Raw genomic sequence first — 25,624 nt, 5'->3', positions numbered from 1 at the left:
ACACTCCGAATTTCACTATGCCTATTAGATCAAAGCCCCAGACTTTCGTCTAGGGCTTTTTCAACAGTCTGAACCCGGCATAGGCCGGGTTTTTGCAAATACAAAAAACGTAAAAATTAACGCTTTGAGAATTGTGGACGCTTACGCGCTTTGTGTAGACCAACTTTCTTACGTTCAACGCGACGTGCGTCACGAGTAACGAAGCCAGCTTTACGAAGTGCTGGACGTAGTGTTTCATCATACTCCATAAGAGCACGAGTAAGACCGTGACGGATTGCACCCGCTTGACCGTTAGAACCACCACCTTTAACAGTGATGTATACGTCGAACTTTTCAGTCATTTCAACAAGTTCAAGTGGCTGACGAACAACCATGCACTCTGTTTCACGACCAAAGTACTCGTCAAGAGCGCGTTGGTTTACTTTAATGCTACCTGTGCCTGGACGTAGGAACACACGAGCAGTAGAACTTTTGCGGCGGCCTGTGCCGTAGTATTGAGTATCTGCCATGTTAATAGCTCCTTAAATGTCCAAAACTTGTGGTTGCTGTGCGGTGTGCTTGTGCTCTGCACCTGCGTAAACTTTCATTTTACGGAACATTGCGCGACCTAGAGGGCCTTTTGGCAACATGCCTTTAACTGCTTTTTCAATAACCATTTCTGGCTTGTGAGCAATTAGTTTTTCAAAGTTTGTCTCTTTAAGACCACCTGGGTAACCAGAGTGCGCATAGTACATTTTGTCTTGCGCTTTACGGCCTGTTACCGCAACTTTCTCAGCATTGATTACTACGATGTAATCACCAGTGTCCACGTGAGGTGTGTACTCTGGCTTGTGCTTACCACGAAGGCGTAGTGCGATTTCAGAAGCCAAACGGCCTAGAGTTTTGTCTGTGGCGTCTACCACATACCAGTCACGTTGTACCGTTTCTGGCTTAGCAACAAAAGTTTTCATTTTCAAATTCACCCGAATAATATCGTCGTTACTGATTTCTGAACACCAGAAATCACCTTAAAATCAACACAATGACCCCTTCGAGCCGGCTGATTCTTCCACCTTCCCAAAGGTGGGCGTAACTGGGCAGGGCGCGAATTATACAGGAATTGAAGGAAATGCGAACCCCTAAGAACAAAAAATATGGATAAAATTCCATCATCTGCCGATGACATAGAAACCGATTTGAGGTAACGTCAAAACGTTGTATTTGGAACCGTTATAAAAACAAAATGAAAATGTCTCGCTTCGTAGCTTCAATGATGATGCTACACACGCTACTTATGGCCAGTGTTAATGCTGAGGAGTTAGTATATACACGTGCGTTTGCCGATGATGATTATGGAAGTTATCACGTAGCTGTACTCAGTGCAGTTATCGCAGCAACACCAGAATACGGTGATGTTGCTTTAACCCCTCACCCCCATCCTATGAGTCAGAGTCGTCAGCTTGTTACTTTGCTAAAAGGCGATGCGGATGTAATGTGGAGTGTCACCAACAGTAACCGAGAGCAGCGTCTTCTGCCCATTAAGTTACCACTGCTGAAAGGTTATTCAGGTTATCGCGTATTGGTGATTAACCCTTCTGAGCAGTCCAGTTTTGCCCAACAAACCGGCGAAGCATTAAAGCAATCAACCATGGTTCAAGGCGCAGACTGGCCAGATTTAAGTGTACTTAAAGCAAATGGCTATAACGTAAGTGGTGAAGATTGGAGCCTTTGGTTCCATTCTATGTACTCTATGGTAGATAAGGGGCTAGTTGACGCTTTCCCCAGAAATATCATAGAAGTACACCGCGATTTAGAACGCCACAAAGATAAGCATGTCTCTTTAGAGCAGTTCCACCTATTAAAATACCCCAACTATGAGTACTTTTTTGTTAGCCCGGATAACCTTGCCCTCGCGAATAGATTGAGATTAGGTCTTGTCAGGATTCTAGATGATGGAGAACTCGAACGTATCTTCGATAGCTTCGAAGGGCACAGAAAAGCAGAAATGCTTGCCGATGCTGAAAGTAGAAAAATTCACGAGCTCGGCAACCCAACAATACCTTACAAACTAGATTACGCGCGGTGGGACAAATACAAAGATTTAGCAATACGCGCGCTCGAAAAAGAGATGTCAGAGTAAAACACCAAGCACTTAAGGTTTTCTTAAGGTCTCTCGTTTAGTGTTTTGATTTGTTTTTTTATCAATGAGTTTTTTATGCGTGTACTGCTTGTAGAGGACGATAGGCCGTTGTCTGACGCCCTCGCCCTTTCACTAAAGAATGCCAACTTCACGGTAGACTGTGTTTATTCAGGCGCAGATGCTCTTGCAACACTTAGAGCGGGCCAAAGTGACATTGTCATTCTTGACTTGGGTTTACCCGACACTGATGGCCTCGACGTACTAAAATCTATTCGAAAGAAAAACGCAACGCTTCCTGTGTTGATATTAACTGCACGGGATAAAACACTAGACAAAATCTCTGGCTTAGATGCAGGCGCCGACGACTACTTACCTAAACCGTTTGAAATAGAAGAACTGTTAGCTAGGATTAGAGTACTTGAGCGTCGTCTGAGCACAGCATCTCACACCATTGTTAGTGTTAAGAATGTCAGCCTTGATACTGCCCATCATACGCTTACTATCGACAATCAAAACGTTCACTTACCTCGACGTGAACTCATGCTACTAAAAGCGCTTATTGAAAACGCAGGGCGCATACTGAGTAAAGATCAGCTGGAAAATAAACTTTATGAGTGGGGAGAGGAAGTGGCAAGCAACACAATAGAAGTACACGTGAGTAATTTGCGTAAGAAAATGCCTCCTGAGTTTATTAAGACTATTCGAGGCGTCGGTTATTGTATTTCAAAATCGGGGGAGTGAATTGTCTTCAATTCGCCGCTTTCTAATTCTTACACTGATCAGCGCGCTTGTTTTAGTGATATTTAGTGCAGCACTTAAAGGCTACCGCGCAACACTGGGTATATCGAATACCTTGTTAGATAACGAGTTAGTTGAGCTATCCCGGGCAATCTCATACGTAGATAGCGGCACCCGCACACAGCAACAGACACTTTTCTTCCAGGTATGGAAACAAGGTAAGCTGGCCAGCTCATCTACTGACGCGCTAAGCACGCCATTAACCAGCTTCTCCGAGGGTTTTTCTGAAGTAAACGCACTGGGTACACGCTGGCGGGTACATACCCGGTTTAACCCGAATAATGATAGCTGGTATATGGTAGCTCAACCCGTAAGTAGTCGCTTCACTTTAACTGACTCGCTAACTGTAGCCGCCATCACCCCTTTTATAATTAGTGTGCCTATTCTTGCATTCATTCTCTTTTTTGGCATTACTTGGGGACTATCGCCGTTAAAACACCTATCAAAACTCCTTGCCAGCCGACAGGGTAATGATTTTTCTACCATTGCGTTATCCCGTGAGCCCAGTGAACTTAGCCCTGTTGTTACTACGTTAAACACCATGTTCACGCGACTGAATTCAGCATTCGAACGAGAGCAGCAATTCGCATCAAACGCGGCGCATGAGCTTAGAACTCCGCTCAGCGTGATGAAAATAAACATTCACAATATAGCGAACGAGTTAGGTGAAAAAGGTCACGTGTTGGCTCCGCTCAAAGCAGACACTGATAGAATGATCCACGCGGTAAATCAATTCCTTTTGCTTACTCGCACCAGCCCAGAAACGTTTGCAGAACAGCGAGAACCTGTAAATGTGCACGTGGTCGCGCAAGAGGTGATTAGTGACCTATACGGCGCTATTGAAAATAAAAACCAAGAGATAGCACTGGAAGGAGAAGAAGCTTGGTTGCTAAGTTCTCAATTTGTCCTTTACACCTTGCTTCAGAACTTAGTGAGCAATGCGAGTAAATACTCTCCTAGCGGTGCACAAATAATTATTAAGATTGAACGACGGAAAGACGAGCTTATTTTAAGCGTCTGCGATTCTGGGCCAGGCATCCCTGCTGACCAGCGCGCTGTCGTGCTAAACCGGTTCAAAAGAGCATCTAACAGCTCGCCTCATTCGGGAAGCGGCTTGGGGCTAGCCATTGTAGAACAAATCGTTGTATTACACGGGGCTGAGCTCTCTTTAGATGAAAGTTCGCTCGGGGGATTAGAAGTTAGGGTGGCATTTTCCAATGACTACATACTCTAAGATTTCTTTATTCTGCTTTTCAGCCCTTTGTGCTTTTTATACGCCCCTTGCGTTCGCCTTACCTGAAGTGGTGGTGGAAATTAAAGAGCACTTATTCTTTCCTCAGGAAGTGATTGTGCCTGCAGGGCAAAAAGTAAAGCTAACCTTTGTCAATTTCGATGATACTCCCGAAGAAATAGATAGCTTTTCTTTGAACAGAGAAAAAGTGATATTTGCGAAAAGCCGAGGGACCATCTTTATTGGCCCATTAAAAGCCGGTGAGTATCCTTTTTTTGGCGAGTTTCATCCTAATAGCGCCGTAGGAAAGGTAGTAGTTAAAAGCAAAGAGGACACGCTGGATGCTAATTAATACTGTCGTTCTCTTCTTGCGTGACACCTTGCCCATATTCCTGCTCATTAGTGTATTGCTGGCGCTGCCGCGTGTGTCTACGCTTGCCGTTGCGTGGCGGGTGTTGCTGCTGGTATTGCTCGCTGTATTTACCTACCCCCAGCTAGGACTGGTATCGCAGCTATCAGAAGGTGCCGGATTTGAGTATCTCAAATCAATACTGTTTTTTATTGCGTGGTTGGGTATGTGCCTTGTTGTCCTTTTGCCGTCACGCATGTCGAATAGGTTCAGTCTAGGCCTCACCCTGCTAGTAATAGGTATTGGCTTACCCAATTCGCTGCACTTTTTAGTTTATTTTGTTTCCGAGTTATCACGTAATAGTGATAGTACGTTATTGCTCTTGGGCACTATCATTGGTCTGGGTATAAGTATTAGCATCGCGATTCTACTTAATATTTTGCTCACCCATTTTGTTAGCAAGCGAGCAACATACTTTTTTGCAACCACATTTGTGGCAGCTCAAACCGCTAATATCGCATTACTATTGGAACAAACTGACACCTTCCCATCGCCAAGGCAGCTATGGGATAGCAGCACAATAATTAGTGACAATAGCGAATATGGTCATCTTCTGAATTCTCTTGTTGGCTATGAGGCTACGCCCTCGATGAGCTATTTATTGGTGTTTTTCTTCGCACTTATCGTGCCTAATTTAATTGCTTTCTTTTCTTCAAAAAAGAGATTCTCTGATGAAATTCAGGAGGTCGCACAGTGAGACGTTTTCTCCTTACTGCTATCGCATTATGCGCCGTGTTTTCAAGTAACGGTTATGCAGATAATTTTACCGTAGATAAGGTTTATCACCCTTATGTATTACCCTTTGAACGTGAGTTTGAGTGGCGACTTACCTCAAGACAAAATGACGATGGCAATGTTTTAATGCAACGCTTCTCATTCGGCCATGCACTTTCAGAGTTTATGATCCTCGAGACATACCTTGTCGGTGCGCGGGATGAAAATGAAGATTTTGGCTTAGAAAGCTACGAAGTAGAGTTACGCTGGATGATGACTGAACAAGGGCGATACTGGGCTGACTGGGCAACGCTGTTTGAGCTGGAAAAGCAGCACAATACCGATGACTGGGAAGTTAAAGCGGGGATACTAACAGAAAAAGAATTTGGCCAATTCAGTTTAACAACTAACGTTAGCTTGGTGTACGAGTGGGGTCAAACTGTTGAGAATGAATGGGAAAGCGAATTTAAAGCCAAGTTTAGGTATCGCTGGATCCCTGAAGTACAACCTGGATTGGAAGTGTATGTAGCAGAGGATTTTATCGGGGTTGGTCCAGCATTCATGGGTATAAAACGCTTTGACCGACAGAAGCAGTTAAAATGGGAACTGGGCTTTATTGCTGGACTAAATGGTGACAGTAAAGATCACACACTTCGCATGTCCTTGGAATACGAATTTTAATGCAAGTTTGTACTTTAGCGCCTAACTTAAGCTTTCCTTAAGGTTCAACATTTAAAGTGCACGTCATTCGATGATTTACCAAATATTCTTATGCACCAGTTTGACGTCAGTGTTGTTTTACCTGCTAAAAATGAAGCCAAAAACCTTTCTGCTTTGTTACGAGAAATTGCAGAAGTGGTTCCAAGTACAACGACAGAAATTATTGTTGTTGATGACGGTAGCAGCGACGACTCCCTAGCCTTGCTGCATAACCTTTCAAGCACCTTGCCGGTAAGTTGTCGTGTCATCGTCCACCCTATGAGCTGCGGTCAAAGCACTTCGGTTTTTCACGGCGTTTTACAGGCAAAAGGAAAGTGGATCATCACCCTTGATGCTGATGGGCAAAACGATCCTGCTGATATACCGCGACTTATTCGCGCAGCTAAAGAGACTAATGCAGCGCACTTCTGCGTTATCGGGCATCGTCAAAAGCGAAAAGATACCCCGTGGAAGCGATTTCAGTCTAAAGTTGCCAATCGTGTTCGCCAGTGGATCCTACAGGACGACACACCAGACACGGGCTGTGGCTTGAAACTCCTCCCAAGAAGTACCTTTTTACTTTTGCCCTACTTCGACCATATGCACCGATATATTCCCGCTTTAACTAAAAGGCTTGGAGGAGAAGTGGTATGTGTATCGGTCAATCATCGCGCCCGCTTAGAAGGTAAATCAAATTACACAGCGTGGAATCGTGGCTGGGCAGGAATCATCGATATGCTTGGCGTCAGATGGCTAATGTACAGAAATAAGCTTAATCACATTGCCAGCGGAATTGGTCATGAAGACTAATCTTCGCCGCCTCAAAAAATTCATAAAGTTTTTCATCGGGGCAGCAAGCATCGCGCTTGTCTGCTATGTGTCGCTTGAGGTCACTGGTGAACTATGGAAGCACGGTGATGATACAGATTGGTTGAATGCCTATATTTCAAATTTAAATTGGCAATCGCTGTGCATGATACTGAGTGGTTGTGTTGTACTTTTAACCATGGGTTTTCCCCGTCAGGCTGTCAGTTTTTTTTGCGGAGTGGGCTTTGGCGCATTGCAGGGAGGATTAATTGCTTTGTTGCTAACGGTATTGTCTGCATGCATAGCCTATGCATTAGCAAATGGCCCTCTGCGCTCACTTGCCGTCCGTCTTTTAGGTACAAAATTAAAGCCTGTTGAAAACAAACTGGCCAAGCGAAGTTTTCGCAATGTGCTAATTGTTCGTTTATTCCCTGTTGGCTCCAACCTAATCACAAACGCCGTCGCAGGTGTGCTAAGCGTTCCGTTTTTCCCGTTTATTGCTGCAAGTGCAATCGGCTTTGCGCCTCAAACTTTTTTGTTTACCTTGCTTGGAAGCGGTTCTCGATTTGTCAGTTCCCTTGAACAGCCTTTACAAATTGGTGGCTTAATCATTAGCCTTCTTCTACTTCTATCCTTATCAGGCATTGCTCGTAGGAGTGAGCCGTCGTGAGGCTTATGCTTAATTTAAATAGCCATGCATCTACCCTGTTCTTTATTGCCTGTGCTCTGATATTTGTTGGTCTGGGTTTCAGAGATGCTTGGCCCCCCGATGAGCCCCGATTCGCATTGGTCGCAAAAGAGATGGTGAACAGCGGACAGTGGCTTGTGCCCATGCGCGGTGGCGAAATTTATCCAGACAAGCCCCCTGTGTTTATGTGGTGTATTGCCTTCTTTTACCTTATTACGGGTAGCCTGAAGGTGGCTATGCTCCTGCCTAACGCTATCGCAAGCCTTGTCACTTTGGGGTTAACCTACAAGCTATCGCTAAGACTTGCCAATGAAAAAGCGGCAATGTTGAGTATGCTCGTACTTCTACTGAGCCCTCAGTTCCTTATTCAAGCCAAATTCGCTCAAATAGATGCCCTTGTCGCCTGCTTTATTTGGATTGGCGTCTACGGACTCATTCAGCACTTTTATGTGCATGTTAATTGGCGGTGGTACTTTGCAGCATGGTTCTTTATGGGGCTTGGGATCATAACCAAAGGCGTTGGCTTTTTACCTGTTCTTTTATTTATCCCCATTGCATTTTTCGCATTTACCAGCGGCTCACATCGCGGCAAGTGGTCATTGCGCATGTTGTTTGGCCCCTTAATCATGCTATCAGTTGTGGCGATGTGGCTTGCACCTCTGCTTTATCTTGGTTTGGTAAAACAAGAGCCTCAAATACAACAATACTTGTCGAACATTTTGTTTAAACAAACGGCTGAGCGATATGCCAATGCCTGGCACCACATAGAGCCCTGGTATTACTATATTGTTGAAGTTATTCCTGTATTTTGGATAACTCCAATTGCCATACTTGTATCAAAAGCTAAGTCGTTAAAAAATGTACTTACTCACAACCCCGCTTACTCACCCTTGTTGATATGGGTAATATTGGTTGTCATTTTCTTTAGTATCAGCCCAGGTAAACGTGGTGTTTATGTTTTACCGGCACTGCCTGCGTTGAGTATGGTTGCTGGTCTGGTACTTGCGAATTCGACTGTATCAAGAGGGTTGGTGCTTTTTGCGCGCGCAGTTACTTCGTTAATATCTGCCGTTTTATTGATTGCTGGCTTAGCACTGCTTTTTCACGAGCCCACCGCTGCTAAGCTGATGACGCGCTTTGACAGCGACAGCGAAACCCTTGTTCGTTTAAGCATAGTATTACTTGTACTCGGATTCGCTGGGCTTTGTACTCATATTGTCTACTATGTTTACAATAAAAAGCGCAACGCAGGGGATGGAGAATTACTCGCCCGCCAATTACTGGCATGGCTTTTCATTTTAACTGTAATTCCTTCCACATTCGGTGCATGGCTGCTAAACGACTACCGTACTCCCCGTATAGTCCTTCAAAATGCAGAAAGCCAAATAAGTAATATGTTGACGAAGGATTCAACTGCCTTCGAGGTAGGGATAGTCAGCTTTAAAGAACAGTATTTGCTTTATTCACCCTTTGAAATGGCTCATTTTGGTTACCATACCCCTAAAGAAGTAGAAAACGGTACAGCGTGGGCTTGGTTGACCGATACTTCCGAGCCTTCCCGCGAGCAGACAAAGATTTCAGGCCAGCGGGTTAGACCGCTAATACGTCAACGTTTTTTGTTAGTTCCAAGTGACTACAAATTTCAATGTGTAGACTTATCGCAAGCCACTTCACTGGGTGTAGCCCACCGTGACGAATGGTTATTGCTTCCTGCCACTGCTGCGAACGCTACCTGTGATTTACCGGCTAACGGCCCAGTTTTTAATAGCTATGACGGCTCAAGCGATTAATTAGCTTGGGCGTTCTTAACATTTTGGGCTGACATTTATAAAAGTTTTTCCCACTTAAGGTTCTCTTAAGGTCTCGCGTAAATACTCATAACATCGCAAAACCAATGAGCATGTTTATGAGTCACGTTTTAGCTTCTGTTCCAACCCAGGTTGCTAGTCAGCAATCTGCGATTGTCTCAAAGGAAAAGCCCGCTATAACCTTTATCGCGGCAAAACATGGACATAATGCCCGCCGCCGTATTGAAGCGTTTATAGCGAGTGGTTTTAAAGCTCGCTACAACGCGCGAGTGACTTCCTTTATGCCTATGCTGTTTGCTCTTGATGCTAAGGGAGTTAAAGCCACCGCAGGCGCAAGATTTGCCACCTATGATGGTCAGTATAATTCTCTTTTTATAGAGCAATACCTTAACACTTCGGTAGAAACTGCCCTCACCTTACAAGGGATAACCGTAAACAGAGCGCATATTGCTGAAGTTGGTAACCTTTTTAGCAGTGCATCGCGCTATACCCTCCCCTTGTTATTTGCCCTGTTCTTCGTTTTAAAACGATGTGGTAGCAAATATCTGGTTTTCAGTGCGACCTCACAGCTTACCTCTTTACTCATGGGCGCGGGTATTCAACTCCACCCCCTTGTTAAAGCCGATGTGTCAAAACTTCAAGGGAATAGCGATGACTGGGGCACCTATTATGACACCGCTCCTCAGGTTACTGCCCTGTCGCTACATCACGTAACCCAACACATTATTGGCTGCCCTGAACTTAATGCTCATTACCAACGTGCAATTGAGCTTATTTCCGCAAATGTGGATGCGTTAACGCAAAATATCTGCACAAAAAAGGAAACAGCGTATGTTGCTTAATCAGTATATAAACGGGCACGACGATGACGTTGCGCTGAAATACAAAGACGGTTCAATGACTTACCGCACCCTTTTGAGCGCTGTCGAGAACCTCGCAAGCTGGATAACAAACCACAATGCCGAGAGGGTGGGCATTGCCTTCGACAATAGCTTTGCATGGGTGATTGCTGATTTAGCCTGCCAACAGGCTAACGTCTGCTGTATCCCCGTTCCGCTATTTTTTACCGCTTCCCAACAAGAACATGTATTAAATGAGAGCCAGTGTCACTTTTTATTGACCAATCGCGGTGGTGAACTAAGTGAATGGAGTGAGTCACCGACTGTTATTGATAGCGAACACGACATTGTCGCTCATCCACTCAAACATGACTCTCGTGTATACACACCTGTAGGTACTAACAAAATAACCTTTACTTCTGGCTCTACGGGCTCACCGAAAGGCGTGTGCCTGTCAACTGAATCGCAATGGAAAGTTGCCCATTCTATTGAGCGCGCTGTTCAACCAGAAATAGTGAACCACCTGTGTTTACTGCCATTGTCTACCCTACTTGAAAATATTGCAGGTGTTTACGCCCCTCTGTACCACGGCGGCACAGTTTATTTAGCCACAGCATCTGAGCGCGGATTTCAAGGAAGCAAACTCGTTAATCCAAACGCACTGCTGTCACTGATAGACCGCGTTCAACCATCGTCTGTGATTTTGGTGCCCGACTTGCTAATGGTGCTAGTACAGGCATGTAATAAGGGCTGGACACCACCTTCATCACTAATGTTCATTGCTGTTGGCGGTGCACATGTAGCGCCCACTTTGCTGGCGCAAGCCCAAGCGAAGGGATTACCAGTATTTGAAGGTTATGGCTTATCTGAAGCGGTATCAGTATCAACATTGAACACGCCCAATTGCAATACGATCGGCAGTGCCGGAAAAACGCTTGGTCATAATCAACTGCACATCGAAGAGGGTGAAATCGTAGTTACAGGCAACCACTTTCTGGGCTATCTGAATCAACCTTCCTCATTTTATCCGACCCAGGTCAGAACCGGCGATTTAGGCGCCTTTTCTGACAACACACTTACGCTGAATGGGCGTATAAAAAACATAATGGTGAACAGCTTTGGTAGAAACGTATCGCCAGAGTGGATTGAATCTTTATTGCTGGGAACAGGACTGTTTAGGCAGGCTTTGGTGTATTGCGAAGCTAAACCCTACTGTGTCGCGCTCCTCGTACCCGCTTCCAATACTCTTTCTAATACACAGATTCAAAGCGCCGTGGCGCTTATCAATAAGCAGTTACCTGACTATGCGCAAGTTGTTAATTTCGCCACCATCGGTCTTTGCACGCCAGAAAACCAACTGCTTACCCCAACGGGAAAACTGAAACGTGACGCAATAATTACCCGCTACGCGACTGACTTAGACATGCTCTACCAGAGCCAAGACCAACACCAATACAGCGTTCAAAGTACAACAGCATTTTCTTCTCAATTTGTTATCAAGGAATAATTTATGAATTTCTATCAGCAACTTCAAAGCAACACCGAACATGCCAGACAGTCATTCTTACAGGCGCCGATTATACAACGCTGCTTTAACGGTGATTTTAATCTGAACGACTATATTGCCTTTCTTCAACAGGCTTATCATCACGTTAAGTTTACTGTTCCCCTGCTTATGGCTACAGGTGCCAAACTCAACGAAGATAAGGAATGGCTAAGAGAAGCAATTGGTGAATACATTGAAGAAGAAATGGGTCACCAAGAGTGGATCCTTAACGACCTTGCAGCCTGTGGCGTTGATAAAGAACAGGCGAGGATAAGTCAGCCTGCACCCGCCACCGAATTAATGGTTGCCTATGCTTTTGATGCAATAGCACGCAAAAGCCCACTGTATTTCTTCGGCATGGTATTCGTTTTAGAGGGTACAAGTATTGCGCTTGCCGACGCGGCTGCAAAACAAATCAAAGACAAGTTATCTCTGCCTAAATCAGCGTTTAAATACCTTACCTCTCACGGTGCGCTAGACCAAGAGCACATTGTTTTCTTTGAAGGGCTTATGAACAAAATTACTGACCCCAAAGAGCAGCAAATGATCATTCACAGCGCGAACATGTTTTATCGCTTATACGGAGATATCTTTCGCGAATTAACACCTGAACACGGTCTGGAACAGGTTGCTTGAATTCAAGGGTTTACCTCTGGTGCTTATCCCCCGAGGTAAATTGATAACACGTTAAGGTAACTACAATGAATATTCAGTGGCGTAATCAAGTGGTACTTCTTACAGGTGCAACTGGCGGTATTGGTCAAGCAATAGCCAAGGCGCTTGATGAAAAAGGCGCGCACATTATCCTAACTGGCAGAAGTAAGGCGAAGCTCGAACAGCTGCAACAAAATTTAACCCTTCATCATACTGCCATTGTGGCTGACATTACGTCAGATGAAGGCAAAGATAGAGTAGTAAGTGCCTGCCAACGACTTCCTTTAAGTATTCTGGTTAACAATGCTGGCATTACCTATGTGGGCGAGTTTGAGGGCACCCCAGTCGAGTCAATTGTGTCGACAAATATGCTGGCTCCGATGCTACTAACCCAACGCCTACTGCCGTTACTCGAACGTAGACCGTCTGCGCATGTCGTGAATGTAGGCTCAGCTTTTGGAAGCATAGGTTTTGCTGCGCACGGAACCTACTGCGCAACTAAATTCGCTTTGAAAGGCTGGACGGAAGCGATGCACAGAGAATTCAGCGATAGCAAAATTAAATTTCACTATCTAGCGCCACGCGCAACGCGTACCGATATAAATGACGATCGCGCTAATGCGCTAAATGAGGCATTGGGCAACCAGACAGACGAGCCTGATGCAGTAGCACAAGCATTCATTAAACAGTTAGAAAACAATTTGCCAAGGGTCGCGCTAGGACATGCTGAACGCTTTTTTGCCAAGCTTAACGCGCTAGTTCCCAGTGTTGTTGACAATGCGTTGGCAAAGAAACTTCCAACAATTAAACGCTATGCCTTTCAAAAAACGAAATCACAAGACAAACAGACCAGCGCTCAAAACGATACCCGCCTGGGTAACAAGCTGGTTTAACACGAGGACATTATTATGAAGAAATTAACCACGCTTAGCGCCACAGCAATTCTGGGACTCGGTTTGGCATTAAGTAATACTGCTTTGGCTCAAGCTAACGAAGTCACAGAAAGTACAGCGCCGACATCAGCCTTAAGCGAAACAGCAACCAGCCCTTTAAAGACACTTCAGCATCAGTGGGCACATATTAACTATGAACTTGATGATGCAGAAAAGGAAAAAGCATTCGTCGCCCTTATTAATACCGCTAAATCTTTCGTAAAGGCAGAACCCAATAACCCTGAGCTATTGATTTGGCAAGGCATAATTCAATCCAGTACAGCCGGTGCCAAGGGGGGACTTGGTGCTCTGGACTACGCAAAGGATGCGCGTAAGAGCTTCGAACATGCAATGCAACTAGATGAAAATGCACTCTCGGGCTCAGCGATGACCAGTCTAGGCGTGCTGTACCATAAGCTTCCGGGTTGGCCTATTAGCTTTGGTAACGACAAAAAAGCTGAGAAATTGCTGAAGCATGCACTTGAAATAAACCCTGACGGGATAGACCCCAACTATTTCTACGCCGAGTACTTGTTCGATAATGGTAAATACGAGCAAGCGCTCAAGTTTGCCAAGAAAGCGCTCGACGCCCCAGCGCGCGCAGATCGCCCTATTGCAGATTCAGGTCGCAAAAGAGAGATCGCTTTATTGGAAGCGAAAATAGCGAGAAAAAGTTAGTCACCCCAAAAGTATACAGGGAAAGGCAATGCTCCTATTGCCTTTCCATTTTCAACAAGTATTAGATTTTCGCTGCAAATACCGTTAGATTAGCCGCCGATTCAACGATAATTCATAAATTACTCACAATTTCGTCGAGTTATCTCGTTTATTCCTAACTACCTCTATCTTATAAAGGCGACTTTTCATGCAGAAAAAGAATTTCTTCTCTCCTTTTCTCTTTATCCTTATTACTACGTTGTCGATATCTAGGGTTCATGCAAGCACCCCTGATTTACTACCGTTACAACACGCGTGGGCAAAAACGAACTATGAGCTTGAAGGTGAAGCCCAATTAGAGGCATTTTCTGCACTGATTGCGCAGGCGAAAGTGTTAGTCGAGCAATCAGAAAATAGCGCTGAAGCACTGACCTGGCTAGCTATCTCTCAATCAAGTACTGCAAGTGCGAAAGGCGGTTTAGGTGCCCTGGACTTTGCTGAAAGTGCGAAGGAAAATTTAGAACGTGCCATTGAAAAAGAGGAAGCGGTATTAGAGGGGACGGCACTCACTGTATTAGCGGCACTTTATCATAAAGTACCAAGCTGGCCAGTTAGCTTTGGAAGCGATAAGAAGGCAAAACAATTATTTAAGCGTGCATTAGAAATTAACCCAGAAGGTATGGACCAAAACTTCTTTTATGCTGAGTTTCTTTTCGACGATGGTGAATACGAAGAAGCCCAAGGGTTCTTAATCCGTGCTCAAAACGCGCCTGAAAAAGCCAACCGCCCTCTAGCCGATAAAAAACGTAGAGAAGAGATTGCTATACTTCAGGCAAAATTGGATAAAAAAGCATAGTATCATTTGCTTTATGCGGGGCTATTGCGCGTCGCTTATGAGTTCGAAATAAGCAACCCCCCCGCTTTTTGCGTGTAGAAAGGTGAATTTAACGCCTTTCTACATAAAAAGCGCATACATAGGTGGCACTTATCCTCATGTATAAATTGTAAACAGTTCTCATTCGGTATCAGCACTCCTATTATGAAAGAAAAAAGGAGTGGCCCAATGCCTAAAATCCCACGTTCCTCAGACAACGACTATACCCAAGAGATGAGCCGAACACGCCGCGAGTTTATTGCGCGCGAAACCGGCACCCAGCTAAATCACTTAGGACACTATTCTATCCCGCCTGAAACATTGTCGGGAAACATAGAAAACTTCGCCGGTGTTGCACAGGTACCTATTGGCTTCGCAGGCCCGATGCTAGTGAACGGAGAGCACGCCAAAGGCGAGTTCTACGTTCCAATGGCCACAACAGAGGGTACACTAACAGCCAGCTACAGCAGAGGCATGCGTCTAACAAGAGAAGCAGGCGGTATAACGACCACCGTTATTGACGATGCTATGCAGCGAGCGCCTATGTTCGCGTTTTCCGATGCACGTGAAGCACTCGCATTTGGCAGGTGGGTCGAGCAAAACTTTGAAGCCATTAAACAAGCCTGTGATAGTACCACCAGCGTGGGCAAGCTGAGGGATATTGAACAATATGCTGCCTCTAAGCTTCGTTGGCTTAGGTTCAACTTCACCTGCGGTGATGCAGCTGGGCAAAACATGGTAAGCAAAGCTACCAAAGCAGGCTGCGAGTGGATACAGGCAAACTACTCGGGCCCTATTGAACACTTTGTGTTGGCAGCAAACCTTGATACCGATAAAAAGCACTCGCACTTAAACTCGCTGCATACCCGCGGAAAGCGCGTTGTAGCAGAAATCACCTTGCCAAAACAACTTATGACGGAGATTATGCATTGCCCGCCAGAGGCTTTGTTTAAACAGCGCCAATATTCAAATATGGGCGCATTGATGGCAGGCAGCGTTAACAATGGTGCGCATTTCGCTAACGGCATTACCGCCATGTTCATCGCTTGCGGGCAAGATGTCGCTAATGTGGCTGAGTCGTCGGCGGGGTTTACCTACGCTGAAATTATGCCAAATGGTGACTATTACTTCTCTGTTACTATTCCATCGCTCATCGTTGCTACCTATGGAGGTGGAACGGGTCTGGCTACACAAAATGAATGTTTAAGCGTACTTGGGTGCACAGAAAGAGGTAGCGTTAACAAGTTTGCGGAAATTGTTGCCGCGACGGTGCTATGTGGCGATCTGTCTCTGGGTTCTGCTGTTGTAGCGGATGAATGGGTAAGCAGTCACGAGCGACTAGGTAGGAACCGTTAAAGGCGCTAAACAGCAGGAACGTTGGGGCGCGTAACAACAAAGTACGCGCCTATTCCCATGAATAGACCTATGCCTATGTACGCTGGAATAGGCATTGATGCGAACAGGCAAACCAGAATAAAGCTCACCAACATACTGCAGCACGCTATGCATTTCACTTTTTTCGAAATTGCACCATGTTTTCGCCACGCAACAAGACTGGGGCCATATTTAGGGTGTTGAAGTAACCAGTTTTCAAGGCGCGGTGAAGATTGAGTAAAACAAAAAAGCGCACCTATCAAAAAAACAGTTGTTGGCATTACCGGCAAGAATGCGCCAATAATACCTAGAAGGGTAAAAAACAACCCGAGTGATAAATACAGTACTTTTTTCATGAAATAGTAACGCCCAATCCAGTCCAACTCCTTGGTAAGTGTCATGACTTAACACCAGCGACACACCCTTCCAATATGCCAAATTTATACTCAGATATTAGATAAAGTGGATCTACATTGCTTTGTCGTAAATCAAACCTACTCTATAACCATACGCCAAAATAATGAAGTTTCCATCTACATTGGTCTAATTTACTTTGATGCGAATTGACACCTATCCATCTACGTTGCTGCACACCATAACTCTCGCTTACTGATATTGATTACAACACGACAAATGGCATACAACTATAGATAAACGATAATAAAAACTGTTATCATTTATACTAAAGTATTGGCTTTTCATCACGCTCCTTTTATCACACAACACTTGGATTTTTTTGCAATGAAATATTTAGCCGCGTTAATAGCTGCTTCGTTGACCTCCCCTGCTTTATCACAAGACATTGAAACCTCTTCGGATACACGTGAAATATTACCCGCGAAATCCGACCAAGTAGAGCGTGTGGTAGTGACTAGTAGAGCGATCAATCTATATCGCAATGGTAACTCATCTACAGGTAAGTTAAGTGTTAACCCACTTAATTCGACCCAACAAATCACTACAATCAACGAAAGCTTGATACGCGATCAGGGTGCGCGCAATGCAAAAGATATTTATCGTAACATTGCTGGTGTTAGCCAATTTAGCTATGCCGGTGTAACCGCCAGGGGTTTCAGACAAGAGGAAATCTTCTTCGATGGCTTACGCGGAGACCCTTATGTAGGTTTTAACGTACCTCAACTATTTAATATCGAGCGCGTAGACTTTTTAAAGGGCCCTGCCGGAATGCTCTATGGGCCGGGAGCGCCAGGTGGCTTGTTCAACTACGTCACAAAAAAACCTACGTCAGAATTCGACGCCAACGCTAGAATAATTGCTGGTTCGCATGCTCGCTTTGGAGGCTCAGCAGAAATAAATGGGGCAATTAATGACGACCAAAACGCCCGTGCAGGTGTTTTTTATGAGCAGCAAGATACTTATCGAGACAACAGCGACAGTGAAGTATTTATCTTCGATTCTGGCTATACATACGACCTTCAAGGCCACCTACTAACGCTTCAGTACACTCATTACTCACAGGATTTGGGCGCTAATCGACTGCGCGGAGTGCCCGTCGACGACAGCGGTAACTTTCTCACAAATCCAGACTGGAATCATAATGAAGCCAGTGACTTCCTAAATTTGCGCTCTGACTCTGTTCAGCTCTCTCTAGAAGGACAGCTTAACGATGCAGTAAGCTACAATACACGTTTGCGCTACATAGATAATGAACAAGAGCAGAACTACCATGAGCCACGTGCTCTTATTGATAGCGATGGGGATGGGAACATAGACCTTGTCGGCCGTGAATTTAGAGATCAGTTACGCGAACAAGAGCAACTTAGCTTTGGCGCCAACTTTGTATATTCAGGTGAGTGGTTGGGTGCAGACCATAGAACGGCGTTCGGCATTGACCTTTATAAAGGAAAAGAGGACGCGCTTTTAGGTGCTGCGGCTTTTCAGCAGGATTTCGTTCTTCGTTATCTAAGCGGGACTTCACTTGAATCAGATATCATTCCACTAACGCTTACTAACCCTAACTACGGTATAACGCAGTCTGAAAACTACAATGTACAATTCAGACCATTGAGCACAACCGAGCAAACGCGAAACGGTGCCTACGTACTGAATGAACTCGCTTGGGAGCAGTTTACCTTTGTTGCTGGTTTGCGCTACGACCAGTTTGAAGATGAAACGTCTAGTGCCATTTTCGACGATTCAAACGTAAGCTTCAGGGTTGGTGGTATTTATAAAATTAGCGCTAATATTTCACTTTATGGTCAATGGGCAGATTCATACGAACCACAGTCGGTAAGTAATCAGCAAGTTCAGGCGGGTGGACCGTTTGAACCAACGACCGGAGATATTATTGAAGGTGGTGTGAATGCAGAGCTGTTCGATGAAACCACCTTACTGCGATTGGCCGTGTATCAAATCACTAGGCAAAACCTCCTTCAGTCTACTGGCGAAGACCCTGAAGGCGATGGCATTGATAATGTCGCGCCCGTGGGTGAGGTGACCAGTGACGGATTCGAAGTTGAGGTTATCACTGACATAACGCCAAATTGGATCTTGAGCGTAGCTTACGGCTACAACGACGCAAGAATCACTGCAGATAATGGCGGTGGCGGTATTAGCAATAGTGTCGGCGACCGCTTCGCTAATGCGCCTCAGAATCAATTTGGTTTCTGGACGCGTTACCAAATACCTGAGTGGGATCTTGCCTTTGCCTTTGGTGGAAACTATGTTGACGACCAACTGAGCCTGTCTGGTCAGAACGTGAAGTCATATTTCATTGCAGATGCGTCGATAACTTGGGAAGTAGACAACTACAGCGTACTATTTAGAATAGATAACCTATTTGATAAAGAGTATGCCGAATCAGGCTTTATTGAGCGCACAGGTCACTTCCCCGGAAACCCAAGGAACGGTTTTGTAGAATTCACCTACAAGTGGTAAACACTGCGTTTTTTAAAATTCGGGATTGGCTATGCGCATGAATTCTGCTTAGAGTTCTGTTTATAAGTAGCGCTTTTAAGTTAAATTCTTGCGCTTAGCCCTTCTTTCTTTCAATTATACGCCATGCTTTTTACTATGTTCCCTGCACCATGCAGGGATTGTCTTTTACCTTACACAAGTATTTCATGACAAACGATAAAACCGCGCAAAGAAAGTACCTAAAGAAGTTATACAACTTGCACGCGTGGGTAGGTTTTCAGCTCTCACTTGTGCTTTTTATTATTGTTCCAACGGGCACTATTGCTACGGTATCCAATGAAATTGATTGGCTTGTGTTTGAGGAAATGCGCACGTTTAATACGCCTCCTAGCAGCCTAGACAGCGTCGATGATGAAATTGTTAAGTGGAACAGTATCTATGAGGCTACGCTTAACTATGCAGAACAAGCAAAGATAAAATCCATCTCGACCATGGGACATGATAATTTCACTTACCGTGTCAGAGCAGAATTCCCCGATGGTCATGACCGCTTTATCCACGTGGATCAGTACACCTATGAAGTGACAGGTGATATTCCTATTTTAACGATTCAGCGGTTCTTTCGAGACTTTCACCGCTATCTGTTTATGCCTAATTATCTTGGCTTACCAACGGTTACCTTTTTCGCATTCATTCTTGCTATCTCGCTGTATACGGGCCTAAAAACAACCCGAAACTGGAAAACCGCCATTACCCGTCTCCGCCTAAACCAAGGCCCAAGAATACTACTGAGCGACCTTCATAAACTGCTTGGGCTGTGGAGCCTCTGGTTTTTCATTGTCATTGTTATAACCAGTTGGTGGTATTTATTTGAATTCGGTGCTGCAGTTGCAGGTAATCGATTTGAACCTCGCCCACCTAAGGCCACCGTCATTTCAAATTATGAGCAAGTTAACCCTGTATCAATCACGCAGTTTTCCAGTGCGTTTCAGAAGGCTTCGCAAGCCATTGAGGACTGGCAGATCACCGGTGTACTATTTCCTACCTCAGAAACAGCAGCACTGCGATTCACAGGTATAGGCAATAACCCTTTACTACGTGAGCGCGCGCATAAAGTAGATATTGATATAACCAATCAGCGTATTGTTGGCGTACAAGAGCCCAAAAGTATGGCCTGGACTAACTACCTCAATGAATACGCAGACCCACTGCACTTTGGATACTTCGGTGGGCTTTTGACTAAGTTAATTTGGTTTGTATTTGGTGTTGGTTTAACAACGCTTTCTGCAACGGGGGTGATGATGACTTGGAAGCGTACGAAATCCTCTGCTCTAACCAAAACACAAAAGCGAACGCTGCCCATCTTACTTCTGGCACTAGTCTATTTTGTCTTTTGGCTGCAGCGGTATTTGTAATTCGTCCAAACTGAAGACTCACATACCTCAGCACCAGCACGGCATTCACGTTATCAGTCTAAGCAGCGCTTTTAGTATGCTGCGACGTATAATTACTTAGTGTTAGACGACTGCTTGACCTGCTGCCACAGCGCTTCCATTTCATCAAGCGTCAATGCGTCGAGCTTGTCGCCCTGTTCAGCCGCTAAGCGCTCTACGCCTTTAAAACGGTTGGCAAACTTGTTACTGGCGTTTCTAAGTGCGGTTTCAGCATCTACCTTGCAATGTCTTGCCAGATTAACCATGGCAAAAAGCGCATCGCCAATCTCTTCTTCAATGGCTTGTTGGTTGTCGGGCACGCCACTGTTTAAAGGCGAAACACCAGTATTCAAAGCCCCCTGTGCTCGCTGTTTGAAATCCAGCTCTTGCTGAATCTCTTCCACTTCCTCACGCACTTTATCTATGACAGGTACGGCATCAGGCCAATCAAATCCTACCTTTGCACAGGCTTTCTGCAGCTTTTGCGCGTACATAAGTGCCGGCATACCTTTAGGCACATTATCTAGAATACTGTTTTCTATTGCTTCGTTGTCTTGCTTTAAACGCTGCTTTTTAAGCTGCTTTTCCTGGGCTTTGATAGCATCCCACTGCGCGTTTAAAGCACTGTCACTCAATAGGGTACGTTCGACCTTGACGTTTTCATTTGTGTCACCAACGCCCTCAGATGCAAGCGCGTTCGCAAACACATGAGGGTGGCGACGCACAAGCTTATCACTAATGCTTTTCGCCACATCGTCAAAAGAAAATGCACGCGATTCACTGGCTATCTGTGCGTAGAACACCACTTGAAACAGCAAATCACCCAACTCATCTTTAATGTCGTGCATATCACCATTGGCAATAGCATCGGCCACTTCGTAGGCTTCTTCTATGGTGTAGCGAATTAGGCTTTCCATGGTTTGTTTTACATCCCACGGGCACCCAGATTGCGGGTCGCGCAGCTGCGCCATAATTTTAAGCAGCCGCTGCATTTCGCTAAGCTTAGCTTTGTTTGCGTTTTGCATCGGTCACGCCTTTAAGCTGTCGCAATCGGGTTAACACTTTAGACACCGTATCGAGATCGTGCACCTCTATCGAAATAGTGATAAGCGCCGTCTGTCTATTTTTATCACTTAGGCTGTTCACGCCTAGAAGAGGCACGTTTTCATTCGCCAATACCGTAGTAATATCGCGCAACAGGCCAGTTCTATCGTGACAAAATATATCAATACCCGTCTCAAAACCTACTTTAAGCTCTTGTGACCAATTCACTTCTATCTGACGCTCAGGGTGCTGTGACAACAAGTGTTGCAGCTGGTCGCAGTTTTCTTTATGAACGCTTACACCACGGCCTTGTGTGATATAGCCTAAAATCGCTTCGCCGGGAACCGGCTTACAGCAGTTCGCCAGCTGGCTCATTAAGTGACCCACGCCCTGCACCACCACTGCATCTTTTTTGCCCGTCCCGGCCGCAGTTTTGCGCGTTTTAACCTTAGGACTAATTTCGGGTTCTGGGGCTGGGGGCTCCTGCAAGTGATGAATAAAGTTAATCACCTGCATAACGCGTACATCACCGGCACCTACCGCAGTGTACAAGTCATCGAGGGTTTGTAAGTTAAACTTCTCAAATGCTTCATTAGGTACTTTGGCAGGTAAGTGGGCACGCTGAAGTTCGCGTTCTAGCAGCTCTTTACCGGCAGCAAGGTTTTTGTCTCTGTCCTGCTTTTTAAAGAAGGAATGGATAGTGGCACGCGCCCGTGATGAATGCACATAGCCAAGACCTGGGTGCATCCAGTCGCGACTTGGGTTTGGCTCTTTTCCGGTAAGTACTTCTATCTGGTCGCCACTTTGCAGTAAATAAGTGAAAGGGACTATTCGCCCATTCACTTTTGCGCCAATACAGCGATGTCCCACATTACTGTGAATATAGTAAGCAAAATCAAGCGGCGTAGCGCCTTGGGGAAGGTCAATAACATCGCCTTTTGGTGTGAACACATACACCCTATCGTCAAACACCTGGCTGCGAAGTTCTTCAACTAAATCGCCAGATTCGGCCACTTCCTCTTGCCACGCTAATATGCGACGAAGCCAGTTTATACGCTCGTCATAGCCTGACTGCTTGCCCGTACTGCCCTCTTTATATTTCCAGTGAGCAGCCACACCCAATTCTGCATCCTGATGCATTTTCTGCGTGCGAATTTGAATCTCTACCGACTTCCCTTCAGGCCCCACGATAACCGTGTGAATAGACTGGTAACCATTAGGTTTTGGGGTTGCAATGTAGTCGTCGAATTCGTTCGGTAGGTGCTTATAGCTGGCGTGAACCGTACCAAGCGCGGCGTAACAGTCTTGAAGTCGCTCGGCAATAATACGCACCGCACGAATATCAAAAAGCTGCTCAAACGTAAGGCGCTTTTTCTGCATTTTTTTCCAAATGCTGAATATATGCTTAGGACGGCCGTAAACCTCTGCGCGAATTTCTTCGCTATCAAGCAAGCCTTGCAAGTCGCCTACTATGGTTTCTATGTACTCGGCACGCTCTCGGCGCTTGCCGTCAAGCTGATGAGCTATTTGCTTGTAGGTGATGGGGTGTAGATAGCGAAACGCAAGGTCTTCAAGCTCCCACTTTAATTGACCAATGCCCAAACGGTTTGCCAATGGCGCATAGATGCTAGCGCATTCGCGGGCCACCATAACGCGGGTTTCTTCGTCGGCTTTTTTAACTTGTTGCAATGCACAAATGCGTTCTGCCATTTTGATCACAACGGCACGCACGTCTTCTACCATCGCCAGCAGCATACGACGAATACTGTCTATGTGCTGTTCGTCCGACTTTTCTGCAAAGCCAGAGCCTTTTACTTTACGCGCATGTAACGACTTGATGGCATCCATTCGGCGCACGCCAACGATCAGGTCGCGTATTTCCCCGCCGAATTCTTCATAAATATCGTCTTCACTTAAGGCGTGCTGTTCGCAATATGGAAAAACCAAGGCTGCCTGAAGCGTTGCGTCATCCATATTGAGCTGACACAAAATCTCAACCATTTCCTGACCAACCAACAGTCGCTCGGGAATAGATGACACTGCACTTAGTTTTTCTTTTGTTTCTGCACTTAACTCAAGGCTATCTAACCACGCTTCAAAGGGTGGTCGGTCGGCTTGGTGGACCTTTCTTGTCGATACCATATCCTTTACTCGTTACTGCTGCTTTCGCGTAAACAAGGCCATCATTTCCATGTGATGGGTGAAGGGGAACATTTCTGCTACGCCCGCTTTTTCCATTTCATAACCTCCCTCTATCAACACCTTCGCGTCTCTAGAAAACGTACTTGGGTTGCAAGAAACATACACTATCGTTTTTGGTAGTGCTTTTACAAGCGCATGACAAACGGTCAACGCCCCTTCTCTTGAGGGGTCGAGTAGTACCTTATCAAAGCCCAGCTGTAATGAAGCCTCGACGTTGGTCTTATCAGCCAAATCTAAATGCAGCCACTCTACATTTTCAATGCCCTGTTGCTGTGCATTGTCTTTGGCGCGGCGCACCATCTCTGCCACACCTTCTACCGCCTGAACCTTTGCACCTAACTTAGCAATAGGTAAAGTAAAATTGCCCAGCCCGCTAAACCAATCAGCGATACGTTCGCTGGGCTTTGGGTTTAGCCAACCTATTGCCTGATTAACCATTTTTTCGTTAACCACTTTATTAATTTGAATAAAGTCGTTAGCACTAGGTGAAATTGAGCAGCCATTTACCGTGTTCATCACCATATCAATACCACGGCCCACACTGCGAATTTGCCCCTGCTTATTTTCAAGCTTTAATTCAATACCGCAGACACCAACTGATGAACTCGTGTTCATCAATTCGCTCACTGCATCAATAAGCTCAGCTTCAAGGGCTTTGGTGTGTTTAATAACAAGATGTGAGGTGTTGTCGCCTGCAATAAGGCTGATATGCCCAATATGACGCGCTGACTCGAACCCTGTAAGCGCATCTCGTAAAGGGCCAATAAGTTTAGATAGCGGGTCGACCAGTATTGGGCAGGTTTCTACATTGATAACGTTACTGCTATTTGCTTCACGAAAGCCCAACTTAATTTGATTGGGGTTGCGGGCATCTATAGCCAGTCTTGCTTTCCTGCGATATTGAGGGCGAGGCCCTGCTAAAGGTGCTTGCCAAACATTTGGCTTCATTGAAAGCTGGCGTTCCATCATCACTTTAAGAGCACGGTCACGTTGCTCAAGGGCAGCGTCAGGCTTTATGTGCTGTAGCTGACACCCACCACATGCATCAAACACAGGGCAAAAAGGCGCTTGTCTTGCATCACTTGGCGAGTGAATGTTTGTCGCCCTGGCGTTAATGACTTTCTTTTTGCTAGATAGCACCTCTATGTCGCAGGTTTCCCCGACAAGGGCACCTTCAACAAATACCATCGGATTGCCGCGCACTACGCCATTGCCCATCCAGTCCAAATCTTCAATGGTGACCGTGTTAGGCTTTTGACATTCACTGGTATCCGCTGCTTTTTTGCTTTTCCCAAATCGAAGTCCTGCGACCTGCGCGTTGGCTCTGGCATTCCCTTTTTTTGAAGCGCCACGCTCAGTAAGCGACGTTTTGCCTTTTTGCTTGCTACGAGATTGTTTAAAAAGGTTTGCCAAGTGTGACTCCGGTTACTTGCTTTACGTCGTTTGATGTTAGTAGAGGTTTTTGCGCGCGCTCACCAAATAGAAGTTGCCTAAGTGGGTTAGGGGCAGTTGCTCTATTCAGTCTCTAGTATAACGGTGGCGACAGCATAATGCTGCTCATCTGAAATACTGACCACGCTTCGCGTGATACCTCGGTTTTTGCACATTGCGGCAAACTCGCCAGAAAAATGAAGCTCTGGCGCACCTAAATCGTTATTGCGCACTTCTATATGCTGCCAGCTGATCCCGTTTCCAATCCCTGTACCAAGGGCCTTCACTGCCGCTTCCTTGGCGGCAAAACGTTTGGCTAAGAAGCGAACTGGTGTACCGTGTTCGCTGAACTGCTGCCACTCGGCAGGCGTAAGTACTCGCTTGGCTAAGCGTTCATTAGCGCCATCGCCTTTACCAAGTCGCGCTATCTCTACAATGTCAGTACCTAGCCCTGCAATCGCCACGTTATCTACACCCTTTTGAATCTA

General features: G+C 45.5%; 25 protein-coding genes. 18 read left to right on the top strand and 7 right to left on the bottom strand.

Annotated features, from left to right (window positions below; all coding sequences use genetic code 11):
• Positions 1-116: 116 nt before the first annotated feature.
• Positions 117-509, bottom strand: a complete 393-nt coding sequence (gene rpsI / locus NO989_RS16495) for a 30S ribosomal protein S9 (protein ID WP_014975723.1) — start codon at positions 507-509, stop codon at positions 117-119.
• A gap of 12 nt (positions 510-521) precedes the next feature.
• Positions 522-950 (bottom strand): 50S ribosomal protein L13, encoded by a 429-nt coding sequence (rplM, locus tag NO989_RS16490; protein WP_014948329.1) that lies wholly within the window; start codon positions 948-950, stop codon positions 522-524.
• Positions 951-1,222: 272 nt separating this feature from the next.
• Here rplM and NO989_RS16485 point away from each other — a divergent pair, with 272 nt between their 5' ends.
• From NO989_RS16485 to NO989_RS16410, 16 genes are all read left to right on the top strand, one after another.
• On the top strand, positions 1,223-2,119 hold the full coding sequence (locus tag NO989_RS16485; protein ID WP_014975722.1) for a hypothetical protein: 897 nt from the start codon (positions 1,223-1,225) through the stop codon (positions 2,117-2,119).
• A 75-nt stretch (positions 2,120-2,194) separates the two neighbouring features.
• Complete coding sequence (locus NO989_RS16480) at positions 2,195-2,860, top strand: response regulator transcription factor (protein ID WP_014975721.1); 666 nt, start codon at positions 2,195-2,197, stop codon at positions 2,858-2,860.
• Position 2,861: 1 nt separating this feature from the next.
• A complete protein-coding gene (locus NO989_RS16475) occupies positions 2,862-4,151 on the top strand; it encodes a HAMP domain-containing sensor histidine kinase (RefSeq protein ID WP_014975720.1) in 1,290 nt (429 codons plus the stop codon).
• Positions 4,135-4,500: a cupredoxin domain-containing protein gene (locus tag NO989_RS16470; protein ID WP_014975719.1), complete on the top strand. Its 366-nt coding sequence runs from the start codon at positions 4,135-4,137 to the stop codon at positions 4,498-4,500. The genes NO989_RS16475 and NO989_RS16470 overlap by 17 nt, the downstream gene beginning before the upstream one ends.
• Complete coding sequence (locus tag NO989_RS16465; protein ID WP_014975718.1) at positions 4,490-5,254, top strand: hypothetical protein; 765 nt, start codon at positions 4,490-4,492, stop codon at positions 5,252-5,254. The genes NO989_RS16470 and NO989_RS16465 overlap by 11 nt, the downstream gene beginning before the upstream one ends.
• Positions 5,251-5,952 (top strand): hypothetical protein, encoded by a 702-nt coding sequence (locus tag NO989_RS16460; protein WP_014975717.1) that lies wholly within the window; start codon positions 5,251-5,253, stop codon positions 5,950-5,952. The genes NO989_RS16465 and NO989_RS16460 overlap by 4 nt, the downstream gene beginning before the upstream one ends.
• 90 nt (positions 5,953-6,042) lie before the next feature.
• Positions 6,043-6,780, top strand: coding sequence for a glycosyltransferase family 2 protein (locus NO989_RS16455; protein ID WP_014975716.1), 738 nt, complete (start codon positions 6,043-6,045; stop codon positions 6,778-6,780).
• Positions 6,770-7,447, top strand: a complete 678-nt coding sequence (locus NO989_RS16450) for a TVP38/TMEM64 family protein (RefSeq protein ID WP_014975715.1) — start codon at positions 6,770-6,772, stop codon at positions 7,445-7,447. Before NO989_RS16455 ends, NO989_RS16450 begins: the two co-directional genes overlap by 11 nt.
• Before the next feature lie 5 nt (positions 7,448-7,452).
• Positions 7,453-9,255 (top strand): glycosyltransferase family 39 protein, encoded by a 1,803-nt coding sequence (locus tag NO989_RS16445; RefSeq protein ID WP_061486930.1) that lies wholly within the window; start codon positions 7,453-7,455, stop codon positions 9,253-9,255.
• 116 nt (positions 9,256-9,371) lie between these two features.
• Complete coding sequence (locus NO989_RS16440) at positions 9,372-10,115, top strand: thermostable hemolysin (RefSeq protein WP_061486929.1); 744 nt, start codon at positions 9,372-9,374, stop codon at positions 10,113-10,115.
• A complete protein-coding gene (locus tag NO989_RS16435) occupies positions 10,105-11,619 on the top strand; it encodes an AMP-binding protein (protein WP_061439588.1) in 1,515 nt (504 codons plus the stop codon). The genes NO989_RS16440 and NO989_RS16435 overlap by 11 nt, the downstream gene beginning before the upstream one ends.
• Before the next feature lie 3 nt (positions 11,620-11,622).
• Positions 11,623-12,294 (top strand): TenA family transcriptional regulator, encoded by a 672-nt coding sequence (locus NO989_RS16430; RefSeq protein WP_014975712.1) that lies wholly within the window; start codon positions 11,623-11,625, stop codon positions 12,292-12,294.
• A gap of 65 nt (positions 12,295-12,359) precedes the next feature.
• Positions 12,360-13,205: an SDR family oxidoreductase gene (locus NO989_RS16425; protein WP_371342896.1), complete on the top strand. Its 846-nt coding sequence runs from the start codon at positions 12,360-12,362 to the stop codon at positions 13,203-13,205.
• A gap of 15 nt (positions 13,206-13,220) precedes the next feature.
• Entirely contained in the window at positions 13,221-13,922 is a 702-nt protein-coding gene (locus NO989_RS16420; protein WP_371342895.1) for a tetratricopeptide repeat protein, read from the top strand.
• A 187-nt stretch (positions 13,923-14,109) separates the two neighbouring features.
• Positions 14,110-14,757, top strand: a complete 648-nt coding sequence (locus NO989_RS16415; RefSeq protein WP_371342894.1) for a hypothetical protein — start codon at positions 14,110-14,112, stop codon at positions 14,755-14,757.
• Positions 14,758-14,964: 207 nt separating this feature from the next.
• Entirely contained in the window at positions 14,965-16,131 is a 1,167-nt protein-coding gene (locus NO989_RS16410; RefSeq protein WP_371342893.1) for a hydroxymethylglutaryl-CoA reductase, read from the top strand.
• A 5-nt stretch (positions 16,132-16,136) separates the two neighbouring features.
• Here NO989_RS16410 and NO989_RS16405 read toward each other — a convergent pair whose 3' ends face one another.
• A complete protein-coding gene (locus NO989_RS16405; protein ID WP_039224923.1) occupies positions 16,137-16,505 on the bottom strand; it encodes a YbaN family protein in 369 nt (122 codons plus the stop codon).
• Positions 16,506-16,890: 385 nt separating this feature from the next.
• Between NO989_RS16405 and NO989_RS16400 the strand changes: the two genes are divergently transcribed.
• Entirely contained in the window at positions 16,891-19,047 is a 2,157-nt protein-coding gene (locus tag NO989_RS16400; protein ID WP_168462897.1) for a TonB-dependent siderophore receptor, read from the top strand.
• A gap of 185 nt (positions 19,048-19,232) precedes the next feature.
• Positions 19,233-20,441: a PepSY-associated TM helix domain-containing protein gene (locus NO989_RS16395; RefSeq protein WP_371342892.1), complete on the top strand. Its 1,209-nt coding sequence runs from the start codon at positions 19,233-19,235 to the stop codon at positions 20,439-20,441.
• 92 nt (positions 20,442-20,533) lie between these two features.
• Here NO989_RS16395 and mazG read toward each other — a convergent pair whose 3' ends face one another.
• From mazG to acpS, 4 genes are all read right to left on the bottom strand, one after another.
• Positions 20,534-21,484: a nucleoside triphosphate pyrophosphohydrolase gene (gene mazG / locus NO989_RS16390; RefSeq protein ID WP_371342891.1), complete on the bottom strand. Its 951-nt coding sequence runs from the start codon at positions 21,482-21,484 to the stop codon at positions 20,534-20,536.
• Positions 21,462-23,645, bottom strand: a complete 2,184-nt coding sequence (relA, locus tag NO989_RS16385) for a GTP diphosphokinase (RefSeq protein ID WP_069943772.1) — start codon at positions 23,643-23,645, stop codon at positions 21,462-21,464. Before relA ends, mazG begins: the two co-directional genes overlap by 23 nt.
• A 12-nt stretch (positions 23,646-23,657) precedes the next feature.
• Positions 23,658-25,118, bottom strand: coding sequence for a 23S rRNA (uracil(1939)-C(5))-methyltransferase RlmD (gene rlmD / locus NO989_RS16380; protein ID WP_278711981.1), 1,461 nt, complete (start codon positions 25,116-25,118; stop codon positions 23,658-23,660).
• Between the two features lie 101 nt (positions 25,119-25,219).
• Complete coding sequence (acpS, locus tag NO989_RS16375) at positions 25,220-25,600, bottom strand: holo-ACP synthase (protein ID WP_168462894.1); 381 nt, start codon at positions 25,598-25,600, stop codon at positions 25,220-25,222.
• Between the last annotated feature and the right edge of the window lie 24 nt (positions 25,601-25,624).

Source organism: Alteromonas sp. DY56-G5 (genome assembly GCF_041414725.1).
GTDB classification, from domain to species: domain Bacteria; phylum Pseudomonadota; class Gammaproteobacteria; order Enterobacterales; family Alteromonadaceae; genus Alteromonas; species Alteromonas macleodii.
This window is presented reverse-complemented; position numbering and strand designations above follow the sequence as displayed.

What these genes read in the sequence shown, in the direction of transcription:
- NO989_RS16470 (WP_014975719.1), top strand. Translation starts at nt 4,135, where the DNA reads ATGACTACATACTCTAAGATTTCTTTATTCTGCTTTTCAGCCCTTTGT.
- NO989_RS16485 (WP_014975722.1), top strand. Translation starts at nt 1,223, where the DNA reads ATGAAAATGTCTCGCTTCGTAGCTTCAATGATGATGCTACACACGCTA.
- NO989_RS16435 (WP_061439588.1), top strand. Translation starts at nt 10,105, where the DNA reads ATGTTGCTTAATCAGTATATAAACGGGCACGACGATGACGTTGCGCTG.
- NO989_RS16410 (WP_371342893.1), top strand. Translation starts at nt 14,965, where the DNA reads ATGCCTAAAATCCCACGTTCCTCAGACAACGACTATACCCAAGAGATG.
- rplM (WP_014948329.1), bottom strand. Translation starts at nt 950, where the DNA reads ATGAAAACTTTTGTTGCTAAGCCAGAAACGGTACAACGTGACTGGTAT.
- NO989_RS16450 (WP_014975715.1), top strand. Translation starts at nt 6,770, where the DNA reads ATGAAGACTAATCTTCGCCGCCTCAAAAAATTCATAAAGTTTTTCATC.
- mazG (WP_371342891.1), bottom strand. Translation starts at nt 21,484, where the DNA reads ATGCAAAACGCAAACAAAGCTAAGCTTAGCGAAATGCAGCGGCTGCTT.
- NO989_RS16430 (WP_014975712.1), top strand. Translation starts at nt 11,623, where the DNA reads ATGAATTTCTATCAGCAACTTCAAAGCAACACCGAACATGCCAGACAG.
- NO989_RS16445 (WP_061486930.1), top strand. Translation starts at nt 7,453, where the DNA reads ATGCTTAATTTAAATAGCCATGCATCTACCCTGTTCTTTATTGCCTGT.
- rpsI (WP_014975723.1), bottom strand. Translation starts at nt 509, where the DNA reads ATGGCAGATACTCAATACTACGGCACAGGCCGCCGCAAAAGTTCTACT.
- NO989_RS16415 (WP_371342894.1), top strand. Translation starts at nt 14,110, where the DNA reads ATGCAGAAAAAGAATTTCTTCTCTCCTTTTCTCTTTATCCTTATTACT.
- NO989_RS16405 (WP_039224923.1), bottom strand. Translation starts at nt 16,505, where the DNA reads ATGAAAAAAGTACTGTATTTATCACTCGGGTTGTTTTTTACCCTTCTA.
- NO989_RS16400 (WP_168462897.1), top strand. Translation starts at nt 16,891, where the DNA reads ATGAAATATTTAGCCGCGTTAATAGCTGCTTCGTTGACCTCCCCTGCT.
- NO989_RS16455 (WP_014975716.1), top strand. Translation starts at nt 6,043, where the DNA reads ATGCACCAGTTTGACGTCAGTGTTGTTTTACCTGCTAAAAATGAAGCC.
- NO989_RS16395 (WP_371342892.1), top strand. Translation starts at nt 19,233, where the DNA reads ATGACAAACGATAAAACCGCGCAAAGAAAGTACCTAAAGAAGTTATAC.
- NO989_RS16480 (WP_014975721.1), top strand. Translation starts at nt 2,195, where the DNA reads ATGCGTGTACTGCTTGTAGAGGACGATAGGCCGTTGTCTGACGCCCTC.
- NO989_RS16425 (WP_371342896.1), top strand. Translation starts at nt 12,360, where the DNA reads ATGAATATTCAGTGGCGTAATCAAGTGGTACTTCTTACAGGTGCAACT.
- relA (WP_069943772.1), bottom strand. Translation starts at nt 23,645, where the DNA reads ATGGTATCGACAAGAAAGGTCCACCAAGCCGACCGACCACCCTTTGAA.
- NO989_RS16440 (WP_061486929.1), top strand. Translation starts at nt 9,372, where the DNA reads ATGAGTCACGTTTTAGCTTCTGTTCCAACCCAGGTTGCTAGTCAGCAA.
- NO989_RS16420 (WP_371342895.1), top strand. Translation starts at nt 13,221, where the DNA reads ATGAAGAAATTAACCACGCTTAGCGCCACAGCAATTCTGGGACTCGGT.
- NO989_RS16465 (WP_014975718.1), top strand. Translation starts at nt 4,490, where the DNA reads ATGCTAATTAATACTGTCGTTCTCTTCTTGCGTGACACCTTGCCCATA.